The 25526-nt window shown below is 70.2% G+C and carries 24 protein-coding genes; 4 read left to right on the top strand and 20 right to left on the bottom strand.

Features of this window, described 5'->3' with window-relative positions; genetic code table 11:
- Positions 1-271 precede the first annotated feature (271 nt).
- The 3 genes from PO78_RS12630 (at position 272) to PO78_RS12620 (ending at position 2161) form a co-directional block, all read left to right on the top strand.
- A complete protein-coding gene (locus tag PO78_RS12630) occupies positions 272-496 on the top strand; it encodes a hypothetical protein (RefSeq protein ID WP_043744147.1) in 225 nt (74 codons plus the stop codon).
- Between the two features lie 335 nt (positions 497-831).
- Positions 832-1098 carry a translation initiation factor IF-1 gene (gene infA / locus PO78_RS12625; RefSeq protein WP_002925671.1) on the top strand — a complete coding sequence of 89 codons (267 nt, stop codon included), beginning with the start codon at positions 832-834 and terminating at the stop codon, positions 1096-1098.
- Between the two features lie 160 nt (positions 1099-1258).
- A complete protein-coding gene (locus PO78_RS12620; RefSeq protein ID WP_012584632.1) occupies positions 1259-2161 on the top strand; it encodes a dienelactone hydrolase family protein in 903 nt (300 codons plus the stop codon).
- 223 nt (positions 2162-2384) lie between these two features.
- Here PO78_RS12620 and PO78_RS12615 read toward each other — a convergent pair whose 3' ends face one another.
- From PO78_RS12615 to peaA, 13 genes are all read right to left on the bottom strand, one after another.
- Positions 2385-2936, bottom strand: a complete 552-nt coding sequence (locus PO78_RS12615; protein WP_012584631.1) for a Gx transporter family protein — start codon at positions 2934-2936, stop codon at positions 2385-2387.
- On the bottom strand, positions 2917-3306 hold the full coding sequence (locus PO78_RS12610) for a NusG domain II-containing protein (RefSeq protein WP_004307994.1): 390 nt from the start codon (positions 3304-3306) through the stop codon (positions 2917-2919). Before PO78_RS12610 ends, PO78_RS12615 begins: the two co-directional genes overlap by 20 nt.
- Positions 3303-4202, bottom strand: coding sequence for an RNase adapter RapZ (gene rapZ / locus PO78_RS12605; protein ID WP_004307996.1), 900 nt, complete (start codon positions 4200-4202; stop codon positions 3303-3305). The genes PO78_RS12610 and rapZ overlap by 4 nt, the downstream gene beginning before the upstream one ends.
- A 91-nt stretch (positions 4203-4293) precedes the next feature.
- Positions 4294-5748, bottom strand: coding sequence for an alanine/glycine:cation symporter family protein (locus PO78_RS12600; protein WP_004307999.1), 1455 nt, complete (start codon positions 5746-5748; stop codon positions 4294-4296).
- Positions 5749-5843: 95 nt separating this feature from the next.
- Entirely contained in the window at positions 5844-8042 is a 2199-nt protein-coding gene (gene ccsA, locus PO78_RS12595; RefSeq protein ID WP_231570710.1) for a cytochrome c biogenesis protein CcsA, read from the bottom strand.
- 1 nt (position 8043) lies between these two features.
- Positions 8044-9057, bottom strand: a complete 1014-nt coding sequence (locus PO78_RS12590; RefSeq protein WP_043744138.1) for a U32 family peptidase — start codon at positions 9055-9057, stop codon at positions 8044-8046.
- The gene (locus PO78_RS12585; protein ID WP_043744135.1) at positions 9054-9920 is read right to left on the bottom strand and encodes a hypothetical protein; all 867 of its coding nucleotides are present in this window, start codon (positions 9918-9920) and stop codon (positions 9054-9056) included. Before PO78_RS12585 ends, PO78_RS12590 begins: the two co-directional genes overlap by 4 nt.
- Before the next feature lie 82 nt (positions 9921-10002).
- Positions 10003-11505, bottom strand: a complete 1503-nt coding sequence (locus tag PO78_RS12580) for an aldehyde dehydrogenase family protein (RefSeq protein ID WP_004308006.1) — start codon at positions 11503-11505, stop codon at positions 10003-10005.
- Between the two features lie 53 nt (positions 11506-11558).
- Positions 11559-12875 carry an alginate export family protein gene (locus PO78_RS12575; RefSeq protein WP_012584628.1) on the bottom strand — a complete coding sequence of 439 codons (1317 nt, stop codon included), beginning with the start codon at positions 12873-12875 and terminating at the stop codon, positions 11559-11561.
- A 109-nt stretch (positions 12876-12984) separates the two neighbouring features.
- Positions 12985-14121, bottom strand: coding sequence for a quinohemoprotein amine dehydrogenase subunit beta (peaD, locus tag PO78_RS12570; RefSeq protein ID WP_082047756.1), 1137 nt, complete (start codon positions 14119-14121; stop codon positions 12985-12987).
- 10 nt (positions 14122-14131) lie between these two features.
- Entirely contained in the window at positions 14132-14458 is a 327-nt protein-coding gene (qhpC, locus tag PO78_RS12565; RefSeq protein ID WP_004308014.1) for a quinohemoprotein amine dehydrogenase subunit gamma, read from the bottom strand.
- Positions 14455-15885: a quinohemoprotein amine dehydrogenase maturation protein gene (gene peaB / locus PO78_RS12560; RefSeq protein ID WP_043744128.1), complete on the bottom strand. Its 1431-nt coding sequence runs from the start codon at positions 15883-15885 to the stop codon at positions 14455-14457. The genes qhpC and peaB overlap by 4 nt, the downstream gene beginning before the upstream one ends.
- A gap of 68 nt (positions 15886-15953) precedes the next feature.
- Positions 15954-17501 (bottom strand): quinohemoprotein amine dehydrogenase subunit alpha, encoded by a 1548-nt coding sequence (gene peaA, locus PO78_RS12555; protein WP_443080476.1) that lies wholly within the window; start codon positions 17499-17501, stop codon positions 15954-15956.
- Between the two features lie 556 nt (positions 17502-18057).
- Here peaA and PO78_RS12550 point away from each other — a divergent pair.
- On the top strand, positions 18058-19041 hold the full coding sequence (locus PO78_RS12550; protein WP_043744122.1) for a helix-turn-helix domain-containing protein: 984 nt from the start codon (positions 18058-18060) through the stop codon (positions 19039-19041).
- A gap of 101 nt (positions 19042-19142) precedes the next feature.
- On the opposite strand, the gene qhpG is transcribed toward PO78_RS12550, so the two are convergent.
- The 7 genes from qhpG to PO78_RS12515 all read right to left on the bottom strand — a co-directional run bounded on the left by qhpG (position 19143) and on the right by PO78_RS12515 (position 25419).
- On the bottom strand, positions 19143-20486 hold the full coding sequence (gene qhpG, locus PO78_RS12545; RefSeq protein ID WP_012584625.1) for a flavin-dependent monooxygenase QhpG: 1344 nt from the start codon (positions 20484-20486) through the stop codon (positions 19143-19145).
- A complete protein-coding gene (gene qhpE / locus PO78_RS12540; RefSeq protein ID WP_004315446.1) occupies positions 20476-21159 on the bottom strand; it encodes a subtilisin-like serine protease QhpE in 684 nt (227 codons plus the stop codon). The genes qhpG and qhpE overlap by 11 nt, the downstream gene beginning before the upstream one ends.
- Complete coding sequence (locus PO78_RS12535) at positions 21156-22892, bottom strand: ABC transporter ATP-binding protein (RefSeq protein WP_043744116.1); 1737 nt, start codon at positions 22890-22892, stop codon at positions 21156-21158. Before PO78_RS12535 ends, qhpE begins: the two co-directional genes overlap by 4 nt.
- Before the next feature lie 94 nt (positions 22893-22986).
- Positions 22987-23907, bottom strand: coding sequence for an MBL fold metallo-hydrolase (locus PO78_RS12530; RefSeq protein ID WP_004315441.1), 921 nt, complete (start codon positions 23905-23907; stop codon positions 22987-22989).
- A complete protein-coding gene (locus PO78_RS12525) occupies positions 23904-24125 on the bottom strand; it encodes a DUF1289 domain-containing protein (protein ID WP_043744112.1) in 222 nt (73 codons plus the stop codon). Before PO78_RS12525 ends, PO78_RS12530 begins: the two co-directional genes overlap by 4 nt.
- Positions 24122-24322, bottom strand: coding sequence for a DUF1289 domain-containing protein (locus tag PO78_RS12520; RefSeq protein WP_052484412.1), 201 nt, complete (start codon positions 24320-24322; stop codon positions 24122-24124). Before PO78_RS12520 ends, PO78_RS12525 begins: the two co-directional genes overlap by 4 nt.
- 161 nt (positions 24323-24483) lie before the next feature.
- Positions 24484-25419, bottom strand: coding sequence for a hydroxymethylglutaryl-CoA lyase (locus tag PO78_RS12515; protein ID WP_043744105.1), 936 nt, complete (start codon positions 25417-25419; stop codon positions 24484-24486).
- Between the last annotated feature and the right edge of the window lie 107 nt (positions 25420-25526).

The following is a 25526-nucleotide window of genomic DNA, read 5'->3' as shown; positions in this document are numbered from 1 at the left end:
GTAGCCACCATGTAGCCAAATTCTACCAATACCGATCAACATCAAGCAATGCTGAAAAACATCTTTCCTCTTATTTTTCAATGATTTTACACGGTCTCACGCATGCCACTCAACGTGATAAAACGTGATTTCCCTCGGACTTTTAATCCGTTGGTCGCAGGTTCGAATCCCGCACGGCCTACCAAGTTTCACGGAAAATGCCCGGACTTCGGTCCGGGCATTTTCTTTTTGCGTCAGTCCCGCAGGAGCCCCTCCCTGCGCATCCGGGGCGATGCCGACGCCTGCCTGGTGTTCGTCAAGGACACCCCTGTTCCGCGCCGGCGAGCTCGAGGGCCGCAAGAACGTCCGCGAGCTGTTCGACCTGCGCAACTTCATGGGCACGTTGCGCGGCACCGGCAGCCCGAGCACCTTCTCCGCAGCCGATGCGCGCAGCTGCACGAACCGGCTCGATGGCTTGCTGCGACGCAATACGAAGCCATGGACCGACAAGGCCTGATCTGGTATAGTTCTATTTGGATTCTTGGCCGGTTTGGAATGTACGCATTCAATCCGGCGCGACCGTGCGTGACGCAGCGCGTCATCGTCATCCCGCAGCGATCCCGAGCGCCCCGCGTACGCTCTTCGATCTCGCCTTCGCTGCACGCCTCCGGCTTCTTGCCTGGATGCGCAATCGCAACATTCCAGCCGGCCCGCCGATCTGGTGCCGTCTTTTTTTTGGTCGCTGCCGCACAAGAACGTGGCGGTCGGCCCTTCCGAGGCCCGTGCACGGCGGAACGCGCCTCTCCGATCCCGCACACGAGCGGGCACCGGAACCCCTACAGGAGCCCCGACATGGCCAAGGAAGAACTCATCGAAATGCACGGTTCCGTCACCGAGGTGCTGCCCGACGGCCGCTACCGCGTGACGCTGGACAACGGTCACAACCTGATCGCCTACTCGGGCGGCAAGATGCGCAAGCACCACATCCGCATCATCGCCGGCGACAACGTGTCGCTGGAGATGTCGCCCTACGATCTCAGCAAAGGCCGGATCACCTTCCGCCACCTGCCCGGTCGTCCGGCCGGTGCCGCCGCAGCGCCCCCGCCGCGCCGGCGCTGAGTCCTCGAGGCGGCATCGCGGCGCCCTCGAGCCCCACGCGGCCCCTCGGGGGCCGCGCGTCGTTTACGCGCCCCCTTTCCCGCTCCACGCGCGGAACGACCAGGCACAAGGCGCTGTCTCTCCGGGGCATGACCACTACCCCCCAGAGGAGACCGCCACGATGCAAGCCACCCCCAGCCGTGCGCAACACGCCACCGAAGACGAGCGCGGCCAGTTCGACAGCCTGCTCCCCGCCGCCCGCCTCGACCGCCGCGGCTTTCTCGCAGGCATCGCCGCCACCGGCTTCGCGCTCGCCGTGCAGCCTGTCCATGCCAGCACCGTGATCAGCACGAGCGGCACCGGCCTCGCCACGGGCACGGCCGCCATCGCCGTCGAGGGCGGCGAGTTGCCGCTCTACTACGCGCGGCCCGCCGCAGGCGACAGGTTGCCGGTCGTGCTCGTGGTGCAGGAGATCTTCGGCGTCCACGAACACATCCGCGACGTCTGCCGCCGCCTCGCACACGCGGGCTACCTCGCGATCGCGCCTGAACTCTTCTTCCGCCAAGGCGATCCCACCACCCAGCCCGACATCCCCGCGATCCTGCAGAACATCGTCGCCAAGGTGCCCGACGCCCAGGTCATGGGCGACCTCGACGCCTGCGCCGCATGGTCGGCGAGCCAGGGCGGCGACCCCGCCCGCCTCGCGATCACCGGCTTCTGCTGGGGCGGGCGCATCACCTGGCTGTACGCCGCGCACAAGCCATCGGTAAAAGCCGGCGTGGCGTGGTACGGACGCCTGAGCGGCGCCGTTTCGGAGTTCACCCCGCAGCACCCGCTCGACATCGTCGGCAGGCTGCACGCGCCGGTGCTGGGGCTCTACGGCGGCCAGGACCAGGGCATCCCGCTCGCCGACGTGGAGAAGATGCAGGCGGCGCTCTCCGCTGCGGGCGGCCGCAGCACCATCCACGTCTATCCCGACGCACCCCACGCCTTCCACGCCGACTACCGGCCGAGCTACCGCAAGGCCGAGGCCGAGGACGGCTGGAAGCGCGCGCTCGCGCACCTTGGCGCGGCGCTCGGCTGAGCACTCGCCGCCGCACACTGCGCCGGCGGGTACCGCACGGCATGCGACATCCCGACGGGTGCCGCATGCACCAGGCCGGAGCCCGCGACCCAGCCGAACACCAGGCCGCTGACGACCGCGAGCACCGTGCCAAGCCACCTCCACCACCGTCCGTGCATGCCACCACCCTCCGCTGCGCCGGCGCTGCCTTGCCGGCATCGGCTGGTTGGACGGCAGGAGCGGGTCAGCGTTCCATCGGATCGCCCGCGGGCCGCTGCGCAGCCTGCAGCTCGCGCAGCAGGCGCGCGGCGATCAGCCCGTTGATCAGGCCGAACACCACCGCCGCGAGCGCGAACACCGGGGTGAGGTAGAACACCCCGTCGTGCGGCACCAGCCACAGGCGCGCGACCACCAGCTGTGCGCCGATGTGGGCGAATGCCGCAAGGATGCTGTGGCTCACCGGGCCGAACCAGCGTGCCGGCAGGCGCACCGCCAGACCGAGCGACACCAGGCTGGCGAGCGCGCCCGAAAGGCTCAGGAAGAAGCCGGGGGCGAGGAACTGGCCGAGCAGCAGGCTGCCGGCGAGCACGCGCAGCAGCGACACCCACACCGCCTCGCGCCAGCCCCAGCGTGCCAGCACCACCAGGGTCACGATGTTGGCCAGCCCCGGCTTGACCCCGGGCAGCGGCAGCGGGATCGCCGCCTCGGCCACGGTCAGCACGATCGCCGCCGCCGCATGGCGGGCGATGCGGCGGTCCTCGGCGGTGGGAGTCAGTTCAATAGTTGAGGGAGTCATAATCCGCAGCCCGCCCGGTGAGGCTCAGGCTCACCTCGTTGGGCGCGCAGATCGCCACCGCGCCGGCCTGGGTGAGCCAGCCCTGACGCACGCAATACTGGCGCGGCCCGGGATCGGAAGCGACACGCGCGCGCCCGGGCCGGATCTCGATCACCGTGACGCCAAGCGGGCCGGGCACCTCGATCGTGCGCTCGGCTGCCAGGTCCACCCGCGCCACCACCTTGCCGCCGGCACGAACCACCGCGCCGTCCGGCGCACCGCCTTGCCACAGCGCGAGCAGCGCATAGCCGCACACGAGCAGCCCGCCGATCGCCACCAGGACATCGCCGGGCCGCAGCAGCCCGCGCCAGTCCGCAAGCTCCAGCCTCACCGCCCGTTCCCGTCTCCGGCCGCATCCACGATGCCGGCAGCGCGGTCCGCCGCCCGGCGCGCCGTCGAGCGGTGGCGCACGATGACCTCGACCTGGCCGCGGAAACGCTCGGCCAGCCACTCGGCGATGTACACCGAGCGATGCTGGCCGCCGGTACAGCCGATCGCCACGGTCAGGTAGCTGCGGTTGTCGCGCACGTAGGCGGGCAGCCAGTTGGCGACGAAATCGTGGATGTCCTGCGACATCCGCCCGACCTCGGGCACGCCCTGGAGGAAGTCGATGACCGGCTGGTCGCGCCCGGTGAGCGGACGCAGGCGCGGGTCGTAGTGCGGATTGGGCAGGCAGCGCACATCGAAGACGAGGTCGGCATCGAGCGGGATGCCGTACTTGAAGCCGAAGGACTCGAACATCAGCGTCATGCCCTCGGCCGGTGCCATCTGGATGAAGTCCTTCACCCACGCGCGCAGCGTGTTCGGGTGCAGGTCGCTGGTGTCGATGCGGTGACCGAGCTCGGCCACGCTGGCGAGCGCGTCGCGTTCGCGCTGGATCGCTTCTTCGAGCGTGTAGCCGTCCACCGCCATCGGATGGCGCCGGCGCGTCTCGGAGAAGCGCGCGATCAGCGCGTCGTCGCGCGCCTCGAGGAAGATGAAGCGCAGGTCGCGCACCGTCGAGCGCAAGACCTCGACCTGCTGCGGCAGGGCCGCGATGCTCGCGCCCGAGCGCATGTCCACCGCAACCGCCACCCGCCGCCAGCCCGCACCGTGCAGGTGCGCCGCCAGCTGTGGCAGGAGCACCGCCGGCAGGTTGTCGACCACGTAGTAGCCGGCATCCTCGAGCACGTTGAGCGCGATGCTCTTGCCCGAACCCGACAAGCCGCTGATTAGAACGATCTGCATTGCCCTTCCGGATGAAAAAGCCCGCCCACACTATAGCCCAGTGTCGGCGGGCGGGTCCTGCACGCGGGGACGGCGGGCTTCCCCCGCCCGATCAGCCTTCGCGCTTCCTGCGATCGGCGATCTTCACCCACAGGTCGGCATTCACGATGCCGAGCGCGCGCGGGTCGAACTGGGGCTCGAGGCGTCCCTGGGCCTGCTGCGCCTCGTAGTCCTTGAGCGCCAGCAGCGCCGGCTTCTGCAGCACCAGGATGGCAAAGATGTTGAGCCACGCCATCAGGCCGACGCCGATGTCGCCCAGGCCCCAGGCCAGGTCGCTGGTGCGCACGCAGCCATACAGGGCCGAACCGATCAGCGCCACGCGCAGCACGAAGATCAAGGCCTCCGAGCGCAGATTGCGCGTCAGATAGGCGACGTTTGTCTCGGCGATGTAGTAGTAGGCGATCACCGTGGTGAAGGCGAAGAAGAACAGCGCCACCGCCACGAACATCGAGCCGAAGCCCGGCAGCACCTGCTCCATCGCCGCCTGGGTGAAGCCGGTGCCCGCCGAGATGTTGGCCAGCCCGGTGAACACCTGCGCGCCGTCCGGTCCGGTGACGTTGTAGGTGCCGGTGATCAGCACCATGAAGGCGGTCGCCGAGCACACGAAGAGGGTATCCACATACACCGAGAAGGCCTGCACGAGGCCTTGCGCAGCCGGGTGCGGCACTTCGGCGGCAGCGGCGGCGTGCGGGCCGGTGCCCTGGCCGGCTTCGTTGGAATACACGCCGCGCTTGACACCCCACTGGATGGCCAGGCCGATCATCGCGCCGAAGCCCGCGTCGAGACCGACGGCCGAGGACAGGATCAGGCGGATGACCTCGGGCACCTTGTCGACGTTGAGCGCCACCACCACGGCCGCGGCGAGGATGTAGCCGAGCGCCATGAAGGGCACCACCACCTGGGTGACCTGGGCGATGCGGCGCACGCCACCGAAGATGATCAGGCCGAGCAGGATCACGATGATGGTGCCGGTGACCGCCGGCGCCACGCCGAAGGCGTTTTCCATGCTGGCCGCGATGCTGTTGGTCTGCACGCCGGGCAGCAGCACGCCGCACGCGAACACGGTGGCGACCGCGAACACGATCGCATAGACGCGCCAGCCCAGGCCCTTCTCGATGTAATACGCCGGACCGCCACGGTAGAGGCCGTGGTGTTCGGTCTTGTAGATCTGCCCGAGTGCCGACTCGACGTAAGCCGTGGCGGCGCCGAGGAAGGCCACCATCCACATCCAGAACACCGCGCCCGGACCGCCGAAGCCGATCGCGGTGGCGACGCCGGCGATATTGCCGGTACCCACCCGACCGGAGAGCGCGATGGTGAGCGCCTGGAAGGACGACACGCCCGCCGCGGAGCTCTTGCCGCGGAACATCGCCCGCACCATCTCGCCGATGTGGCGCACCTGCATGAAACGGGTGCGGATGGAAAAGTACAGGCCCACGATCAGGCACAGGTAAACGAGGGCGGGGCTCCAGACCCAGCCGTTGATCCAGTCGACGGTCGCTTGCATTCTTGTGTTTTCCCGAGAAACGAGCCGCGATTGTATCTGCTTGTTGCGAGCGGATGAGCGGCAGCATCGTTGGGAATAACCCGGACACTGCCCATTCAACGCCCTCCGCCGGGCTCCGCCCGAGCCGGCCCGCCCGGGGGCGCCAGAGCCAGCCACGCACTGCCCAGCAGCAGGAGCACGAGCCCGCTCCACAGCAGGGAGATCAGGGGGAAGACCTTCACCACGACGAACACCGCCCGGCCTCCAGCGCGTCCCGCAAGCGCCTCCACCACACCCGCGGGGGAAACCCAGAACTGCACCGCATGCTTCCAGCCCTGATCGACCAGGGGGTCGAGCAGATAACCGGGCCTGCCCATGTGGCGGGCGTAACGGTAGTCCAGCATCTCGCAGATCTGCCGCAGCGGGCCATCGTAGCGCTCCGGGGGCGCGCGCGAGTCCCGGTAGAGCGTCTCTCCGTCGAAGGTCCTGCCCGAGGGAGCGCGCGCCTCGATCGCGGTCAGCGCATGCACGCCGGCGGCGCCACCGACGCCTCCATCGCCTGCGCTCGCGACCCTCAGATCGACCAGCCTGAAGGCGTAGCCGTGGCGATCGCGCGTCCACGCGCTCGGCGCGCCGTCGAAGACGATCTCATGCTGCGAGTAGCTGTTCAGCGCGGTTGCCAGCAGGCCGCCGGAAAGGGCCAGCGCGACCCCCGCGTGGATGGCCAGCAGTGGCAAGGCCGGCGCAATCCCGCGCAGCCCATGCCGATGCACCATGAATACCGTCCACGCGCCACCGCCGAGCGCAAGATACGCACAGCCCGCGAGCACGGCGTCGAACTGCGGCAGGAGCGCCACGATCTGCTGGGAGAGGATCCCCGCACCCTCGTAGTGCCGCGTCATCAACCCGCCCCAGGCTGCGCTCGCCCCCGTCACAGCCAGCGCCGCCAGCAGCGACAGGCGGCCCGCCCCGACCGAGATGCGGCGGAAGAAGTACCAGCCTCCAGCCAGTCCGGCCCCGGCCAGCGACGGCAAGAGGCCGCGTGCGAGCACATGGCCGTCCACGTCCCACTGCTCGAAGGCCGCGCGCAGCGCCTCCAGTTCGCCTCCGCTCACGAGGTTGGCGAGCATCGCGAGGAAGGGCTTGTATTCCTCCGGACGTGGCGCGCCGCTCGCCGCCGCAGCGGACGCAAGCAGCAACTGCACCACGGCGACAGCGGCTGCGCCCAGGAAGCAGAGCTGTGCCAGCCACAGGCCCAGGCCAGCGGACGAACGCGCACCCCCCTGCCGCAGGCTCGCGCCGGCATCGCGACCGGAAAACGCTGCGACGAGGGCGAGCACCAGCAACGCGCTGCCGAGCGCACCATGTGCCACCCAGGACTCGGCCCCCACGTAGCGGTGCGAGCTCGCCAGCACCGGATTGCGCGTCACCGCCATCACGCAGGGCACCGCCGCAGCGGCCAGCACGGCGGCCAGCGGCATCATGCGCCAGTGCCTGCGGCCCACGCCCCAGCCGTTGATCCCGTGCAGGTGCGCCCCCAGCAGGCACCACAGGACGAACACCGCGGTCTGGACCGGATCCCAGTGCCACACCTGGCCATACATCGCATCCTCGAAGGCCCACAGCATGCCGAATCCGATCCCTGCGGTGAGCAGCAGCCAGGCCCTCCGCGCACGCATGCGCGCGCGCGCCGGCCACCTGCCCTGCCCGCCGCGCAGGGCGTCGAGCGCAGGCCCGGCGAGTGCCAGCACCCAGGCGTAGGCGGCAATCACCAGCGGGGCGTGGAACAGCATCCAGGGTTTCATCAGGTGCGCGTTCATGCCCTGCGAGGGCGACTGTGCCAGCCAGTCGGCGGGCGTTGCGGCGAAGGGAGCCAACCACAGGACGACCGCGCCATAGGCGGCGACGATCGCAGCCGCCACCGAGCGACGCCCGCTGTCCAGTCCGGCGCGGGCGCCACTCGCCGCCAGGCTCGCGCAGCAGGCCACCAGCAGCAGCGTGGTGCCTTCATCGCCGCCCCACAGGTTGGCGATCTTCAGGTGCAGCGGCAGCGCTGTGCTGCTGTACAGCCAGACGTAGCGCAGCGCGAAATGGTCGACTGCGAAGTGCCAGCCCAGGGCGAGCGTGCAACTCCAAAGCAGCGCCGCCGACAGGGCGAGCGCACTCGCGCGCCCCGTCGATCTGCACGCCGCATACGCCCCCAGCGCCGCTGCGGCGGCGAGGACGAACGCCCCCAGCTCCGCCCGGCATGCCAAGGCGATGGTCGCGGCGGCGACCAGCATCCAGACCGCCAGGTCACGACGTGGCGCGCTCACTTCAGCATGCCTCCGCCCGCAGCACTTCGGGGTAGTAGCACATGTGGCCGGTGGCGCAATGCGCCTCGGACGGCCGCAGGCGGGTGGCGAACGCGCGCACCGCGGCGGCATCCGCCCCTGCGCAGACCCGGTCGAGCACGGACCTCACCATGCGCACGCTCGCCAGTTTGCGCGCCGTCGGCGCCTCGCGCCCGGCGATCTTGACCGCGGCCACCCGTCCGCGCCTGAGCGCGGGCAGCGCGCACAGCCCGCATGGTCCGAAGGGCAAGCCTTCGGGCGTGGTGCTGAAGCCGCAGGAAAAGCGGTACCACAGCCAGCGCTCGTAGGCCTCGTCGTTCTCCTGCAAGCGTGCGGCGAGGCGTGCCGACAGCTCCCCGCCGTCGCGCCGACGATGGCGGAAGCGGTAGCGGTCGAGGCAGATCGGCCCGCCCAGTTGCCCCGGGAGGTGGATCGTGTGGCAGGCGCCCTCCTCGAAGATGCAGCCATCATTGAGCACGAAGGCTTCGATCTCGATGTCCGGCACCTCTTCGGCAATGGCCGTGGCTTCGGCGAGGGTCACGTCGCGCGGCAGGATCAGCCGGCGCGCACCGAGGGCTTGGCACAGCCGCGCCGCCGCCGCGTTGCGGCAGGTCGCCACCGAACTGACGTGCACGCGCAGCGCCGGGAAACGCGTCGCCAGGCGCTCCACCAGGCCCAGGTCGCTGACGATCAGGGCATCGCCACCGAGGTCCGCAAAGCGCCCGGCGATCTCTTCCGCGGCCTCGATCTGCGCTGCAGCGTAGTGCTGGGCATTGAGCACCAGCGACAGCGCGGCAGCGTGGGCATGCGCGCTCCGCACCGCCTCCGCCAGGTCTGCATAGCTCGCAAGATTGCCCGACGGCCGGCGATTGGCGCTGATCGACTGGAAGCGTCCGCGCCAGTCGGGCGGCACCAGGCCGCAATACAGCTCGGTGGCGCCGGCCTCGGCGAGCACTGCAACCTCGGCGACGCGCGAAACAGGCGCGACGATTCTCACAGCGGTTCTCCGGCAACGACCAGGCGGGCGATCCGCCCTGCGTCGGCGGCCCGCCGCAAGGCCTGCGCCATCGCGTCCGAATGGCGGCTGAACAAGGTGTTGCCGAGCTGGATCGTCCGGCAGGCATCGTCCCGTCCCGGGCGTGAGGCCTCGGCGGCAAGGCGCAGGCACTCCTTGCGGCAGCGGCGTCCGACGGCGAAGCGCTCCGGCCCCTTCATGGAAAGCCCACCCGCCCGGCACATGCGGCCCTTGGCCACATAGACGCAGGGCAGATGCACGCCGGCGGGGAGCGGCAGCCCCTCGAGCGCCCCATCGTCGGCAAAGACCGGCATGTCGAGCTCGAGCCGGAGGATGCCGAGGCGCTCGAAAAGTGCGCGCATCGTCGGCGCGGCCAGGCCGTGACCGCAGCGCCCCGCCCAGCCGGGATGCAGGCGCGGATCCTTGGTCATGCGGCACAGCACGCGGCCCGCCACCGGAAGCAAGGCCGGAAAGCGCGTGTGCAACTCGTGCGCCACACCCCAGTCGTTCGCCACCACTTCCGTCCCGGCGGGGAGCATGGGCAGCAGCCCGTGCAGTCGGGCCAACACATCGGGCGAGGCGACCGGCGTGAGCAGGACGAAGCGCAGGCTCGCCTCCTCCACCCACCGCAGCGCCTCGCGCAGCACCCGCTCCGAAGGCAGCAAGTGCTCGCAAAACTCGCTGCCGAAATGAAGATGCGTCGGCTGCAGCCCCGCGAGCCAGGCGGCCAGGGCAGCATCGCCATGGATGCGCAGCCAGTGGCGTTCGCGCTCCGCGGGCCCCCCCGCCGCCCACGCCAGATCGACTGCGTGCGTTGCCGTCACCGCCAACTCGGAAAAACTCATCACGCTTTCTCCCCGCGGCCTCGGGTGCCGCGACAAGGGATCGAAAGGGCATGGAGCGCCGCAGCCGCGCGACGCTCCCCCCTTACAGGGCCATGATCACCGACTTGCCCTCGGTGTACAGGTCGAGCACCGCGCGCCCCATCTCGCGGCCGATGCCGGACTGCTTGTAGCCGCCGAAGGGCATCGAGGCGTCGAGGATGTTGTGGCAGTTGACCCACACCGTACCGGCCTTGATCTTCGGCACCAGCCGGTGCACCCGCGACAGGTCGTTGGACCAGATGCTGGCGCCGAGGCCGTATGGGGTGTCGTTGGCGCGGCGGGCGACCTCGTCGAGATCGTCGTAGGGCATCGCCACCACCACCGGGCCGAAGATCTCCTCGCGCACCACGCGCATGTCGTCGCGGGTATCGACCAGCACCGTCGGCTTGACGAAGTAGCCCTCGCCCTCACCCGCTGCGCCGCCCGCCAGCGCGCGCGCGCCCTCCTCGAAGCCGCTGCGGATGTAGCCGAGCACGCGCTGCTGCTGGACGGCCGACACCAGCGGGCCGATCTGCGTCGAGGGCTCGATGCCGGCGCCGAGCTTCATGTCCGCGGCGATCCCCGACAGCCCCTCCACCACGCGCTCGAAACGACTCTTGTGCACATACAGGCGCGAACCCGCGCAGCACACCTGCCCCTGGTTGAAGAAGATCGCCTGCGCCGCGCCCGCAGCCGCTACCGCCGGGTCGGCGTCGTCGAGCACGATCACCGGGCTCTTGCCGCCCAGCTCCAGCGACACCCGCGTCATGTTGTCGAGCGCGGCCTTGCCGACCAGCTTGCCGATCTCGGTCGAGCCGGTGAAGGCCACCTTGTCGACGCCCTTGTGCGCGGCCAGCGCCGCACCCGCGGAGTGGCCGTGGCCGGTGACGACGTTGAACACCCCCGCGGGGTAGCCCGCCTGCTGCACCAGCTCGGCAAAGCGCAGCGCCGACAGCGGCGTCTCCTCGGCGGGCTTGAGCACCATCGTGCACCCGGAGGCGAGTGCCGGCCCCGCCTTCCACGCCACCATCAGCAGCGGGAAGTTCCACGGGATGATCGCCCCCACCACGCCCACCGGCTCGCGCCGGGTGTAGCCGAAGAACTCGCGGTCGCGCACCAGGGGGACCGACACCTCCATCGTCGAGCCTTCGATCTTGGTCGCCCAGCCGGCCATGTAGCGCAGGAAGTCCACCACCAGCGCCACGTCGACCGCACGCGCCATGGTCACCGGCTTGCCGTTGTCGAGCGCCTCGATCTCGGCCAGTTCCTGCGCATGCGCCTCCACCAGCTCGGCCAGGCGCAGCAGCAGGCGCTCGCGGTCCACCGGTCGCATGCGCGGCCAGTCGCCCTGCTCGAAGGCGCGCCGCGCCGCCGCCACCGCGCGGTCGATGTCGGTCGCCTCGCCCGCCGGCACGCGATCGAACACCTGCCCGCTGGCGGGATCCACCACCTCGAGCATGCCACCGCCGAGGGCCTCCACCCATTCGCCGCCGATCGCCATGCGCTTGGGCTGCGCCAGGAAGCGGCGCGTGTCGTCGCTCAGCAGTTCACCCTTGTATCGGTCCATTCCTCGTCTCCGTGTTTGATGTGTGTTGCCCGGGACGGCCGCAGGCCGCCCCCTCAATAGTTGAAAATCAGCACCGCCTGCAGATAGACATTGCGGCGGTCGTTGCCCTGCAGCGCCTTCACGTCCGCACCGCGCGGCTCGTAGAGGCCGATCAGGGGCACGAAGGTGAAGTGCTTGTCGATCTGCCAGAACGCGAACAGATCGAACTCGCGCCCGGCCAGGTCCGCGGCCTCGCCCTCGGGCGCGAACTTCCAGTACTGCACGCCGATGGAGAGATCCTCGCGGGGTGCCAGGCTCAGCTCCACGCGGTCCACCCGATTGCCGCTGTTGGCCGGGCCGGCGTAGTTGGACGCGACCTCGCCCTGGAACCAGGTCCCCAGGCCGCGGCTGAGGCCGAAGAACAGCGGGTCGAAGGCCTCGTTGCGGGCGGTGGCGGACTTGTCGGCGGAGAAGCGTGCGTGGCGGTAGTCGAGCGTGGGGCGCCAGGGCAGGTCGGCGAAGGTCCACCCGCCCTCGACGTGCCAGGCGTCGGCGTCGTTCTTCACCGCGGCGCTGCCGCCGCGCTGGTCGACGTACTCGAAGGCGAGGAACAGGTTCTCCACGCCGAGGCTGCCCTGGCCGCGTACGCTGGCGATGCGCATGCCGTCGCGACGGTCGAAGATGCCCAGCCCGGCGCCCTGGTCGACGTCGAGCACCTTCATCCAGCTCAGCCCGAGCGTCCCATGCGTCTCCGACACATACTCCAGGTTCGCGCCGCCGAGCTCGGTGTCCTGCTGGTAGGGGTTGCCCGACTGCAGCCAGAAGGCGTCGCCGCGCCAGGGCCCCTCGGGATCGATGCGCACGATCGCGGTGTTGCGGAAGCTCTTCTTGGCGGCGAGGTAGTAGGCCCCGCCCCGATCCACGTCCACACCGAGCGCATCGAGCCCCTTGCCGAGGTTGATCCGGTCGCTCGCGATCAGGAAGCCGTCGCCCAGCACGAACTGCTGGCGGCCGAACGAGACGTCGAACGCGCCACCTGCGCTGCGCCAGCCGACGTACGCATCCTCCAGGTCGACGTCGCGCTCGCGGCCGTCGGTATAGCCGCCGGCATCGCCGTCGCCCCAGGTGCCTTGTGCGATCGCGCCCAGGCCGCCGTACAGCTTGCCGCCGCCGGCACGGGTGGTGCCCGCCAGCACGCCATGGATGAAGCCCTCGCGCCACTGCCTGCCGCCCTCGCCGAGATAGTCCTCGCGCGTGGAGAAGGCGCCGGCCATGCCGTCGATATTCGCGCTCAGCGTGGTGCCGTCGCGTTCGTGCAAGGTCTCTGCCCGGGCCGTGCCGAGCGCCGCCAGTCCGGCCAGCAGGACGGCCGTGGTGATGCGCATGCGCATGATGTTCGTCTCCTCGATGATTGTTTTGGCGCGCGGGACACCGCGGTGCGCCGCTTGGCGCGCCGTGGTGTCCCGCTGCTGCGGGCTTGCCCCGTCCGGAAGCGGGCGCTCAGCGCACGAAGACCTGCCCGGTACCGAGCGACATGTCCCCGCCCGGCAGCTTCACCTGCCCGACCTTGGCCAGCGTGTCGGCGTCGTGGATGGAGATGTCGTTGAAGGTGCCGGTGAGGTAGAGCCGGCTGCCGGCCTGGTTGCTCAGCACGGTGTAGTAGGTGTGGTCGAGCTCGGCGGCCTGCACCAGCTTCTGCTGCGCGATGTCGTACTTGGTCAGGCGGTGCAGCAGGCCGTAGACGATGTTGCGGTCCTTCGGCGAACGCAGCCCGGTGAAGTAGATCTCGGTCAGCGGTCCGAACTCGCGTGCCTCGGTCTCGCCGCTCTTCAGGTTCACGTTCAGATAGCCGTACTGGTACTCGGCGGTCGCCATGTCCTGCTTGTCGTCCTGGTACTTCGCCGTGGTGTAGAGGATGGTGAAGTCCCGCGTCGGCGTCTGCACCGGCCAGATGTACAGCACATCGAGCGGCGCGTGCGTGGAACGCTGCCAGTCGCGGATCGGCAGGGCGACGGTCATCGCACCGGTGTTCACATCCACCTTGTAGAGGTTCGGTCCGGCCAGGTAGACCGAGCCGTCCTCACCCGCCTGCATGATGTTGGCCTGGCGCGGCGCCGGAAACACACGCACAGGCTTGGCCTCCAGACCGGCACGGGTATCGTAGACCGCGAAGCGCGGCGCCCCCACGCGATAGTGGTCGCGATGGATGGTGGTCGGGTTCTGCACCGCATAGACCTCCTTGCCGTCCGCGCTGACGGTGAAGGATGCGATCGACTTGGCACGCTCGTTGTCGCCCTGCGACATCTCGGCGCGGAAGGTGAGCCTGCAGGTGTCGAGATCGATGCCGTAGATCGTGCCGAAACGGTTGTTGAGGATGTAGGCGGTGCGGCGGTCGGGCGCGATCTGCGTGGTGCCGGGTCCGAAGGCGTCGGGCAGCGGGCAGGTCTTGTAGACGCTCTCGCTGGCCAGATCGACCACGTTCAGGTTGTTCGGGTAGTTGGCCACCATCAGGTATTCGCTGCCCGGCTCGAGCGGCCGCGCCTCGTTTGCCGCTGCGGCGGGCAGGACTCCGGCGGCCAGGCAGGCGAGCGCGGCCGCGCCGCGGCGCAGTGCACCGCCGATCATCGTCTTCTTCATGTCCGCCCCCTTACAGCTTGTCGCCCGGGAAGACCGAGCCGAGATTGCGCCAGTCCTCGCGCGAGTTGGTCGCGTCCTTGTTCCAGTCCGGGTAGGTGTTCATCACGTCCGGCACCTGGGCCGGCCACCAGCACGGATCGGCGCAGCCGTAGAGATCGGATTCCATCGGCTGGCACAGCGAGGACACACCGCCGAAGGCGTCCACTTCCCAGCCCGGGTCCACCGTCGCCGCGCAGCCGGCGATGGCGCTCATCGCCACCACCTCCTCGACCCGGTCCTCCGCGACCGCCTTGTCCAGCAGCCGCGCCTTGTTGTTGATCGCCTTGAGATGTTTCATGACGACGTCCTCGTTGAAATATGCTGTTCGATGAAGACCGGGTTCCCGGCCATGATGCGGCTGTAGACCTCGATGCCGAAGTCCACCCAGTCGCGCATCAGATCGCAGTAGTGGTAGGTGGGATGTGCGGGATCGCCGTAGCGCGCGTAGCTCTCGTGGTAGCAGCCGCCCGAGCACAGGTTGCGGATGCGGCAGCTCGCGCAGCCGGTATCCGTGCGATCCAGGCGCTGGGACAGGAAATCGCCGAGCTGCGCGCGCTGGATACCGTTCTTCACGTCGCCGAAGGTCGGCAGCGTGGAGCCGGTGAAGCGATGGCACAGGTTCAGTTCACCCTTGTGGTCGACCGCGAGCATCTTCAACCCGGCGCCACAGGGCAGCGCCTTCTTGTGGCCTTCGTGCAGGTCGGTGATCAGCTGGTGCATGTTGGAGAAACCGATGTTGCGTCCCTCCAGCGCCGCCTCCAGATAGCGCGCACCGAGCCGCTTCAGCCCGGCGAAGACCTCGACCAGCTCCGCGCCCGTGAGGTTGAAGGTGCTGATGTCGCCCGAGGTCACCGGCGCGAAGCCCACTTCGGCAAAGCCCAGCTCGTTGAACAGGTGGTCCCAGATGCGCTCGACCTCGGTGGTGCCGTGGGTGAGCGTGACCCGTGCCCCCACCGGCCGCGCGTGGTAGCGCGCCAGCAGGCGCTCGGCCTTGCGCCGCACGGTCTCGTAGGTGCCCTGGCCGCCGACGGTGAGCCGGTTGCGGTCGTGGATCGCCTTCGGACCGTCGATGCTGATCGACAGCCCGAAGCGGTGGGCATCGAGCCAGTCGATGGTGTCGTCGGCGAGCAGGGTCGCGTTCGTCGTCATGACGAAATCGACCTGCTTGCCGAGCTCGGCGAAGCGCGCCTCGCAGTACGCGACCACGTCCTTGATCAGCGGCAGGTTGCTGAGCGGCTCGCCGCCGAAGAAGACGACGTTGTAGCGCGGCTCGTCCGGCGACTCGCGCAACATCATCTCGATCGCGTCGCGCGCGGTCCCGAAGGCCATCTTGCGGCCCGCCGAGGGCTTGTCGAGGTCTTCCTTGTAGCAGTAGGTACAGCTCAGGTTGCAGCCGGTGTTGACGTTGAGCACCACCGTGGTGAGCGGGAAGCGCTCGAAGGTGTGCGCGAGCGTGCCGGCGCTGGCGGGGCGGCCGTCGTCGATGAGCTCGAGCGCGACCAGCTCGCGGATCGCCTCGGCCACCTCGTCGGCGTCGAACTCGGTACGCAGGCCATCGATCAGGGCCTCGACGGTGAGGCTCTGACGGCGGATGCGATCGATCAGCGCCGCGCTCAGCGGGTCGAGCGCGAACAGCGAACTGCTCGGGATGTGGAACAGCATGCGCGTCTCATCGATGCGCAGCTCGTGCAGGTTGTCCTGCACCAGATTCAAGACGGCACCCATGGGAGCCTCCTTCGGGGTCGGGATTGCGGAGGGCAGGCCGCGCCTGCCGGAACAGGACGCGCCACCGATCAGGGCAGCGGCGGGTTGTTCCAGCGCGGCGGCGCCACGATCACCTGGCCTTCGCCGCGCAGGCGTTCGCCACCCTGCGCCACCTCGGCCACCACCTTCAGGTTGCCCACGTTGCTCGCCGACATCCGCCGCACCGGGTTGGGACCGGCATCACCCGGCACGAAGACCCCGCTCGCGGCATCCATCAGGCCGGCGAACTCGACGTCCTGGTCGCGCACCGCCGCCTCGTCGAAGGGCTCGACCGACCACTTCGCCGGCACCACGCCGATGCGGAAGTCGTCCTCGGTGCCTGCCTTGCCGTCCGCGCCGGCTGCCCAGGCCTCGGCGTCGAAGCGCGCCTCGACCTTGGCCGTGGGCGTGCCGTTGCCGCCGATGCGTGCGACCGCGAACGCGGGCGACACCTTGACCGCGGCGATGCTGTCGTACAGCGCGAGGCTGCCGCCCGAAGCCTTGCCGACCGCCACCGCGTGCACCCCGCGCGCCGCGGCGTCGCTCTGCACGCGGACCACGACCTCGGTCGCCGATCGCTTGACCGTACCGACCAGCTTCACGCCCTGCGGCAGCGTCACCTCGCCCGCCAGCCCGGAGCCGACGATGCGCAGTTCGGCGCCTTCACCCGCCTTGAGGTAGGCCGGATGCACCGCCAGCACGCGGCTGTTGCCCGCCTGTTGCAGGCTGGCGACGACGTCGGCGCCGACCTCGTCCTGGTCGCGCAGGAACATGCGGCCGCGCATCATGCCGTCCTCGACCGCGAACACCTGGCGCATCGGCGTGCCGTCGACGACCAGGTCGCCGCGCCACTCGTAACCGGTGTAGATCAGCGCCCGCCCCCTGCCCTGCATCGGCCTGCCATCGTCCCAACGCCCGTCGAAGGCGAGCGTGTAGCGGTCCCGGCCCTCACCCGCCGTCACCTTCATCACGCCCGAGAATCCGCCGCGGCCGGTCAGATGGCCGCTCAGGCTCCACTCGCCCTTGACCGCCTGCGGCGCGCGCGCCTGCCACTGCTTCCAGGCCTCGGACTGCAACGGCAGCTTGCTCGCAAGCTCCGGCACCATTTCCTTCAACGCGATGCCGAACCAGTCGCGGTCGCGGCCGAGGGCCTGGTACTCGGTCGTCGGGAACTGGCCGAGATGGAAATGCACCAGATGCTCCCACTCCGCCGCCGGGCGACGCTGCAGCATCACGCGCGCACCGGAATGGCAGCGCGCGCACATCTGGGTGAACTTCTCCGACTCGAAGGCCTCGACGGTATTCAGGCGACGCTCCATCGCGTAGCGCACGCCGGTGGTCTCGGACGGCGCCAGGCCCTGGCGGTCGGCCAGGTGCTTGACCACCGTGCGGCGTTCCTCGTCGGTGATCTTCAGGCCGTGGACGATCTGCATGCGTGCCACCGACATCAGCCAGCCTTCCGGGGTCTTGCGCTGGTGGCTGATGCGGCTGATTCCGTCCTCGGTTTCGGTGTGACAGGGCAGGCACTTGGCGCGGATCAGCGCTTCGGCCGAGGCATGCGCCGGGGGGGCGGCCAGCACGACGCCGAGCGCAGCCATACTGCCCATGGCAGTGGCAAGGGTTCTGATTTTCAAGACCGGATCTCCTCTTCGTGTCCTTGGATGAGGCGTCCACCCGGTGGGCCGGCATCGCCGTCCCGTGCGCGGGGAACACCGCAGCGCTGCACAGACCGAGGGCAAGCACGGACACCGCTCGCGACGGGCGATCCGATCCTGTCTCCTCCTCACGCCACCGCAAGGTCACGCGAGTCCGCTTGCTGCCCTTCTGCGAGGGCCTGCACAACTGCTGCCTCTGCCTCCGCACGCCCGGTCGGCGCCGGGTCGATGTGGAAGGCGAGCAGATCGTAGGCGCGGACCTTCCGTGCGCGTTATCCGAAAACGGCAAGCCACGGCGGCGGCCGGTCCCGGACCCCGGGTTGCAAAACGACCCGCCGCCGTGCCATTCTGAAAAACGGCCGCACAGCACTGGGGAAGCGTTCATCCGCACCCTGAGCGGCAGGGACAAACATAACGACAAGCACGATCGGCCACCGATCGAGAGAGGAAGAGACATGTTGGCCAACGCCACCCGGCAACTGCCCAGGGGGTGCGGGCAATGAGCCCGGCTGCCCAGCCTTCGGGAAACGCCCCGTACTCCTACACCCTGCGCCACACGCTCGATGCCGACGAGCACGCCGCCTGCCTGACCAACTGGCATCAACGCTACGACCAGCTCACCGCGGGCGCCTTCGACGGCGTGTTCGAGGAGTTCTGCTTCGGCAGGGTGCAGCTGTTCCGCGAGGGCCTGAACCAGTCGGTGCATCAGGCTGGCGGGGCGTGGCCCGGCTCGCGCACCTTCGCCGTGCCGGTCGCGATCGAGGGCACGGGCTGGTTCGGCGGCGAGATGTATGACGCGCACTCCATGCTGACACTGGGAGGCGACGACGAGCTCGACTTCCGCACCCCGCGCCGGCTCGAGATCCTCGCCTGCACCGCCGACTCGGCCGCGCTCCACGACTACGCGCATCAGGTGGACCACCGCAACCTCGAGGCCGAGCTCGCCGGGCGCAAGCTGGCACCGACCACCCCGGCGGGAATCGCGGCGCTCGGGCAACTGCTGGCGACCATGACGGCCAGCCTGCGGGCAACCCCCGAGCTGCTTCTGCACCCGCAGATGCGCAAGGCGATGGAACAGGCGCTGTTCGCGACCCTGCTCGACACGCTCTCCTGTGGCGGCGGACGGGCCGGTGCACCGTCCTGTCGCGCCCGCCAGCAGGTGGTGGCGCGCGCGCGCGCCTACATGGAGGCCCACATCGACGAGCCGATCACGGTCGCCGACCTGTGCATCGAGCTCGGCATCTCGCGCCGCACCCTGCAGTACAGCTTCCAGGACGTGCTCGATCTCAACCCGGTCAAGTTCCTGCGCGCGATCCGCCTGAATGCGGTGCGCCGCGCGCTCAAGGCCGCGGACCCCAATGGTCGCGGCACGGTCGCCGACATCGCCGCACGCTGGGGCTTCTGGCACCTGTCGCACTTCTCCGCCGAGTACAAGACGATGTTCGGCGAGCTGCCGTCGGACACGCTCAGGCGCGCGGGCTGAGCAGGCGCGGCGGGCGCAAAATAAAATATTCTGCTGGAACCATTAGCCCAAATCGGCAACACGCTCCGCCGTCCGGGAGACGAAATGGATGCAGGCGGCGCTCAATCCAGCCAGTTCTGTGCCCGCATCCAGGCCAGCAAGGCGGCGGCACGCGCACGCTCGAGCCCGAAACGCGCGCACAGCAGCGCCTCGCCGGCAGCTTTTTCCAGCGCATCGCCTCCCTCTCGACGCAAGGCGGCAAGCATGGGCGCCACCGCCAGACCATCGAGGTGCCAAACGCCGAGCGGCTGGTCGGGCGTCACCACGACGTCTTGCTCGACGATCCGCCCCGCGCACACCACCGGCCCGCGCGCAACACGTACGGTCTCCGGCCTCACCTTGGCGTGCAGCGGCAGGGCATCCGGCCAGCCGCGGCGCGCGGCCCAGAATGGCGCCTGCGGCCAGCGCGCTTCCTGAGCGTAGAAATCGCGCCCGATTCGGGCGAAGCGGTGGAACAGGTGCTCGATACGCCGCGTATGGAAGTGCTGCGCGAGCGCGGTGCGGCCCCGATCGTGACGGAGGGTAGCCACCACCGCCGGTGCCTGCAGCGCGGACGACAGCGCCTGGAAGATGCCGTTGCCCGAGAGCGGATCGACCGCCATCGCCGCATCGCCGACGCGGATCCAGTCGTCGCCGGCCACCGATTCGTTGAGCACCGCCGTGCTGGTGCGCGCGTGCGGTTCGCCGACCGGCTGCGCATCGCGGACGAAGGGCGCCGCCGCCTCGACCGCGTGAAACCGTGCGCTGCAGTAGTCGCCCAGGGCCCTTTTCGGCGGCAGGTCGGCGCTGGCAACGTCCACCGTCAGCTGCAGATAGCGCCGTCCATCGGCCAACGCGGCCATCCACATCCAGCCATCCTCGACGCTGAGAACGGTCGAGCCCGCCTCGCCCGCCGGTCCCTGCCAGTACTGCAGCAGCGACACCGTCTCCACTCCGCGCACCCGCGGCGCCCCCCCGCCGGGCGCGGCGCGGCCGCGCGCCTCGACGAGGAAGCCCGCCGCCATGCGGCGCGGCCCGGCATCGGTGTCGATCTCCAGCTCATGGCCCCCTGGCGCGGGGTGCAGCGCCGTCACCCGGCCGCGCACCACGGGCACGCCGAGGCGCTCCAAGTCCTCGAGCAGCCCCTGGTCGAAGCGCTGGCGGTCGACCAGGCTCTCCACGTTCGCCTCGGTGTAGGTGCCATTCCACACCGCCCGCCGCGGCGAAGGCGGCGCGAACGCCGTCAGCGCCCGCTGCAGGCCGAGGCCGCGCAGCGCGTCGATGACGCGCGCCGAGACGCCCTCGACCGCGGCGAAACGGCGCGGCTCGCCCACCAGCACCACCGGCTCGCCCATCCGCGCCAGTCCGATCGCCACCGCCGCGCCCGCGGGGCCGGCGCCGAGGATGACGATGCCGTCAGCCGCCATGCTGTCTTCTCCTCGGGTCGTCCACACCGTGGTGGCGCGCCTGCTCGACCAGCCAGGCACGCAGTGCGTCCGCGTCGCCGCCCCGCGCGAAGTGCCGCGCGGCCAGTCCGGTGAACCAGGCACAGGCCATGCTCGCACCCGCGCCGGCGAGGCTACCGTCGAGCGGCCGCACATGGGCACCGAAATCGATCTCGGCGGAGCCGATCGCGGCGAGCTCGCCGGGTGCGCAGCGCGCATCTCCGGTCACCCGCAGCACGCCCGGAAAACCCGCCGGATACACGGTCTGGCCGCGCGCGGGCGCCGCCGCGCACAGCACGGTGCCGGCCGCCAGTGCGCGCGCGCAGGCCTCGGCCAGCACCGGCCGCGGTTCGCGCAGGCCCAGACTCAGATTGACGAGCTGGGCGCCGTTCGCCACCGCCCAGTCGATCGCCGCCGCCACCTGCGCCGCGGTGGTCGTGAGGCGCTCGCGGAACACCTGGACGACCAGCAGCTCGGCCTGCGGCGCGCAATGCAGCAGGATCCCGGCCACGCGACCGCCGTGGCCGAGCGCGTCGGCGGTGGCCGGCGCCTGGCGCACGGCACGGTCTTCGAGCACCAGGGCGACCGCGTCCCGCACCTGCAGCGCCTGTGCTGGCGTGCACCCGCTATCGACCACGGCGATCCGCACCGTCATGACCGCACCGTCACCGCCGCCGGCGGCAGCACCTCAAGCCGCCCGCGCTCGAGGTGCACGCGCAGATCGCAACCGGCGAGCGTCGCCGCGCGGTGGCTGATCAGGATCCGCGTGCGTCCGGCGAAGAGCGCATCGACCTCGGCGATGATCGCCGCCTCGGTCGCCTCGTCGACCGCCGAGGTCGCCTCGTCGAGCACCAGGACGCACGGCTCCTGCAGCAGCGCACGCGCGATCGCGATGCGCTGGCGCTGGCCGCCGGAGAGCTGCTGACCGCGCTCGCCGAGCGCTGTCTCCAGCCCCAGTGGCAGGCTTGCGATCAAGGCGTCGAGGTGCGCCCGCCGCGCCGCGGCACGCACCGCCCCCTCGTCCGCCTGCGGCGCGGCGTAGCGGATGTTCTCGGCGAGCGTGCCGCGGAACAGCACGATGTCCTGGCTCACCACCGCCACCGCGCGGCGTAGCGCGCCGAGCGGCAGCGCGCGCAGGTCGGCGCCGTCGAGCCGGATGGTCCCGGCCTGGGGGTCGTAATGACGGTGCAGCAGGTCGATCAGCGTGGACTTGCCGACGCCCGAAGCGCCGCTCAGTGCGACCTTGCTGCCCGCGGGTACCGTCAGTCGGGCGCCGTCGAGCACCGCCTCGGCGCGTCCCTGGTGGTGGAAGACGACCGCATCGAACTCGATCCGGCCCTGCCACGCCGGCACGGCCCGCTGTGCCGCGCCGGGGTGCGCGCCATCCACGACGTCGGCCGGCGCCTCGCGCAGCTCGCTCACCCGCCGCAGACTCACGCTCATGCGCTGGATCGCGACATACAGGCCGAGCAGGCTGTTGACCGGCCCGGTGGCCATGCCGAGGTAGGTGGAGAACGCGATCAGCGCGCCGAGCTGCCAGCTGCCCTCGATCACCCACCAGCCGCCGATCATGAACGCGGCGGCGCGCGTCGCCGAGGTCAGCGTGGACGGGATCGCATGGGTGAGGAACTCGGTGCGCTGCAGGCGCAGCAGATCGTCGAGGTAGCGCGCGCCGAGATCGTCGAGCCGGCTGCGCTCGTCGGCCTCGCGGCGCGAAGCCTGGATGAACTTCATCGCCGGCAGGGTCTCGACCAGAAAGCTCGAGACATCCGCCGCGCGCTCGCGCACGGTGCGCGTGCGCGCCTCGACCTTGCGCCGCATCCGCCGCAACCACAGCGTCTCGAGCGGCACCAGCACCAGCACCAGCAAGGACAGCTTCCACGACAGGCTCAGCATCAGCGCCACCGCGCCGAGCAGGCCGATCACGCTGCTCACCGCGGCGAACAGGCTATCCACCGCGAAACGCTGGATCTCGGCGACGTCGCCGTCGAGGCGCGACAGCAGGTCGCCCATGCGCTGACGGCCGTAGAAGGCGGGCGACAGCGTCTGCAGGTGGCGATAGAGGTCGCTGCGCAGCGCGAACAGGATGGAGCCGGACAGACGGGTGTGCAATTGCCGGTTCACCCCGGCGAGCACGGTGCCGACGATGCCGACCGCGATCATCGCGCCGGCGACCATCAGCAGGGTGCGGTAGTCGCGCGCGAGCAGGCCCTCGTCGATCAGCAGCTTGGTCAGCCAGGGCTGCAGCAGCACCAGCAGGGTGGCCGCGCAGGAGAGCAGCAGCAGGCCGGCAATGCGGCGGCGCTGCGGGCGCACGAAGCCGTACAGCCAGCGCAGGCCGCGGCGCAACTCGTCGGGCCGCTCTGCATGGATCAGGCCGGCGAGCATGACCCGGCTCGCGACGACGACGCGTCCATCGGGCCCGCTGCGCATTGGCGGTCGCGCGCGACGAAGAAGCGGCCAGGCACGCGCATCGCCCGCCTCAGCTCGCGACCAGCATGCCGTGCTCGCGCCGCGCCACGCCGGCGCGCTCGAGCTCCTTCACCAGCCAGGCGGCGAGCGCATCGGCGTCGAGGCCGAGGAAGCGCGCGTTGGCGGTGCGGTACAGCGGGGTCTCGTCGAGATGCCGCGGCAGCTCGACGAGCGCCATGCTGCGCACCTCGAGCAGCTTGAAGGTGATGCAGGCGCGGATCGCGTTGCGTGCCATGCGCGCGCCGTCGTCCTCGAAGGCGCGGAGGCGCGCGAAGGCGCGCTCGAGCGCGTCGTCGAATTCGGCGAAGGGGGCCCCATGGCCGGGAATCACCGCATCCACCGCGAGCCGGCCGATCGCCTCCAGGGTGCGGCGCGCCTCGCCGAGCGCGTCGCCCTGGCCCATCACCTCGGCGAACAGGATGCCGAAGCCGTCGCGCCAGAGCGCATCGCCCGAGATGAGAATGCGGCGATCGGGGTTGTAGTAGGCGAGCGCGTCCATGTCGTGGCCGGGGGCGGCCACCGCCTGCCATTCGAGCTCGCCGGCGACGAAGCGCGCCCCGGCCGCGAGCGTCGCGTCATGGCGGAAGCGCTCGCCGGCCTGCGCGCCGACGCTCAGCAGCAGCGCCTCCTCGTCCCACTCCTCGACCGCGCGCGCCATGCCCTCGGGCACCGTGATGCTGCAGCCGAAGGCGCGCTGCACGCTGGCGTTGCCGCCGATGTGGTCGGAATGCGAGTGCGTGTTGATGAGGCGGCCGAGACTGCGGCCATCGAGCGCGGCGCGCACCAGCTTCACCGTCTGGTCGGCATGGCTCACGTAGCCGGAGTCGATCAGGGTCGCCTCGTCGCCGTCGAACAGCAGCACGTTGTTGGCCGACAGCCAGCCGCGCTCGAAGACCTGCAGGCTGGCAGGCAGATGCGGACGCGCGCTCAATCGCTGCCTTCCCCGACGCGGGCTGCGACGTTGGGCGGCAAGGGCACGCCGGCCGCCTGCGCCGGGGACGCCGCCGCATCGGGCTGCCCCGCGACCTGCGCTCCGGGCGCCGGCGTGGGCACGCCGTTGATCTCGTCGGCAGTGCGACCGCAGCCCAGGCACACGCCCGAGTCCCAATCGATCATGCACACGCCGACACAGAGCGCGTCGCCGCTCATGTGCGCAAGTCCACGGCGGGGGAAGCCGCGGCCAGGTGCGTGCGGCGCTCGGCCACGGCGGCGAGGATGGCGCGGCGGTCGTCGTCGGTGCTGCGGCTCCAGCGCGTGATCTCTTCGATCGTGCGCTGGCAGCCCTCGCACCAGCCGGTGTCGGGACTCATGCGGCAGAGGTTGATGCAGGGGGAAGGAACGCTCATGGCAGTCATCTCTGTAGGGCGGCGGGCGGGCCATGCGTGTGGTCCGCCTCGTGATCCGGAAGCCGGATTATGAAGCAGTCGGCAAGCCATGGCTCGCGAGGACCGCGTTCGACCGCCTCCCCGCCCGCGTCGCACGCACCCTTCGTCGCTTCGTCCCGCGCTCAGGCGCAGGCCGTCTTGGCGCGCTTGGCCAGCACCGCACGCGCCACACGCGAGGCAGGCTCGCGGCCAAGCTGGGCGCTGATCCAGGCGGCGGTGTCGACGAGCGCGTCGAGATCGATGCCGGTATCGATGCCGAGCCCGTTCAGCAACCAGACCACGTCTTCGGTGGCGACGTTCCCCGAGGCGCCCGCCGCATAGGGACAACCGCCCAGGCCGCCGACCGAGGCGTCGAACACCGCCACGCCCATCTCCAGCGACGCGAAGACGTTGGCCACCGCCATGCCGTAGGTGTCGTGGTAGTGGCCGGCGAGCTTGTCCACCGGCACGCGCTTCGCCACCGCTTCGAGCATGCGCCGGATGCCGGCCGGGGTGCCGACGCCGATGGTGTCGCCGAGCGAGACCTCGTAGCAGCCCATCTCCAGCAGCGTCGCCGCCACGTCGGCCACCGCCTGCGGCGCGACCGCCCCCTCGTAGGGGCAACCCACCACGCAGGAGACGTAGCCGCGCACCCTCACGCCGGCCGCGTGCGCCGCCTCGGTGACCGGGCGGAAGCGTTCGAGCGACTCGGCGATCGAGCAGTTGATGTTCTTCTGGCTGAAGGACTCGGAGGCGGCGCCGAACACCGCGACCTCCCGTGCCCCGGCCGCCAGTGCGGCCTCGAAGCCCTTGAGGTTGGGGGTCAGCACCGGGTAGGCGACACCGGGCGCCGCGGCGGCGAGCACGCGCGGCAGCAACTCGGCGTTGTCGCCCATCTGCGGCACCCACTTGGGCGACACGAAGGAGGTGGTCTCGATCGCCTTCAGCCCGGCGCGCTCGAGGCGGCGCACGAGCTCGAGCTTGGTGTCGGTGGAGACGAGCTGCTTCTCGTTCTGCAGGCCGTCGCGCGGCCCCATCTCGACGATGCGGACGGCGGCGGGAAGGATGGAATTCGCCATGGAGGGGGTCTCCTCAAGAAGCGTTCAATTGGGCTGCAGGAGCGGCGATCAGCCGTCTTGGCCGATGCCGCCACGCCGACAAGAACACGCGAGCACGACAGACCCGC

The sequence above is a fragment of the Thauera sp. SWB20 genome (assembly GCF_000831325.1).
Taxonomy (GTDB): Bacteria; Pseudomonadota; Gammaproteobacteria; order Burkholderiales; family Rhodocyclaceae; genus Thauera; species Thauera aminoaromatica.
This window is presented reverse-complemented; position numbering and strand designations above follow the sequence as displayed.

Excerpts from the sequence above, each read along its gene's own strand:
- peaD (WP_082047756.1), bottom strand. The coding sequence starts at position 14,121 with ATGAAGAAGACGATGATCGGCGGTGCACTGCGCCGCGGCGCGGCCGCG.
- PO78_RS12515 (WP_043744105.1), bottom strand. The coding sequence starts at position 25,419 with ATGGCGAATTCCATCCTTCCCGCCGCCGTCCGCATCGTCGAGATGGGG.
- peaA (WP_443080476.1), bottom strand. The coding sequence starts at position 17,501 with ATGGCTGCGCTCGGCGTCGTGCTGGCCGCCCCCCCGGCGCATGCCTCG.
- PO78_RS12575 (WP_012584628.1), bottom strand. The coding sequence starts at position 12,875 with ATGCGCATGCGCATCACCACGGCCGTCCTGCTGGCCGGACTGGCGGCG.
- qhpC (WP_004308014.1), bottom strand. The coding sequence starts at position 14,458 with ATGAAACATCTCAAGGCGATCAACAACAAGGCGCGGCTGCTGGACAAG.
- peaB (WP_043744128.1), bottom strand. The coding sequence starts at position 15,885 with ATGGGTGCCGTCTTGAATCTGGTGCAGGACAACCTGCACGAGCTGCGC.
- PO78_RS12550 (WP_043744122.1), top strand. The coding sequence starts at position 18,058 with ATGAGCCCGGCTGCCCAGCCTTCGGGAAACGCCCCGTACTCCTACACC.
- PO78_RS12620 (WP_012584632.1), top strand. The coding sequence starts at position 1,259 with ATGCAAGCCACCCCCAGCCGTGCGCAACACGCCACCGAAGACGAGCGC.
- PO78_RS12600 (WP_004307999.1), bottom strand. The coding sequence starts at position 5,748 with ATGCAAGCGACCGTCGACTGGATCAACGGCTGGGTCTGGAGCCCCGCC.
- qhpG (WP_012584625.1), bottom strand. The coding sequence starts at position 20,486 with ATGGCGGCTGACGGCATCGTCATCCTCGGCGCCGGCCCCGCGGGCGCG.
- PO78_RS12520 (WP_052484412.1), bottom strand. The coding sequence starts at position 24,322 with ATGAGCGTTCCTTCCCCCTGCATCAACCTCTGCCGCATGAGTCCCGAC.
- PO78_RS12525 (WP_043744112.1), bottom strand. The coding sequence starts at position 24,125 with ATGAGCGGCGACGCGCTCTGTGTCGGCGTGTGCATGATCGATTGGGAC.
- PO78_RS12535 (WP_043744116.1), bottom strand. The coding sequence starts at position 22,892 with ATGCTCGCCGGCCTGATCCATGCAGAGCGGCCCGACGAGTTGCGCCGC.
- rapZ (WP_004307996.1), bottom strand. The coding sequence starts at position 4,202 with ATGCAGATCGTTCTAATCAGCGGCTTGTCGGGTTCGGGCAAGAGCATC.
- PO78_RS12615 (WP_012584631.1), bottom strand. The coding sequence starts at position 2,936 with ATGACTCCCTCAACTATTGAACTGACTCCCACCGCCGAGGACCGCCGC.
- PO78_RS12580 (WP_004308006.1), bottom strand. The coding sequence starts at position 11,505 with ATGGACCGATACAAGGGTGAACTGCTGAGCGACGACACGCGCCGCTTC.
- PO78_RS12585 (WP_043744135.1), bottom strand. The coding sequence starts at position 9,920 with ATGAGTTTTTCCGAGTTGGCGGTGACGGCAACGCACGCAGTCGATCTG.
- qhpE (WP_004315446.1), bottom strand. The coding sequence starts at position 21,159 with ATGACGGTGCGGATCGCCGTGGTCGATAGCGGGTGCACGCCAGCACAG.
- infA (WP_002925671.1), top strand. The coding sequence starts at position 832 with ATGGCCAAGGAAGAACTCATCGAAATGCACGGTTCCGTCACCGAGGTG.
- PO78_RS12630 (WP_043744147.1), top strand. The coding sequence starts at position 272 with ATGCCGACGCCTGCCTGGTGTTCGTCAAGGACACCCCTGTTCCGCGCC.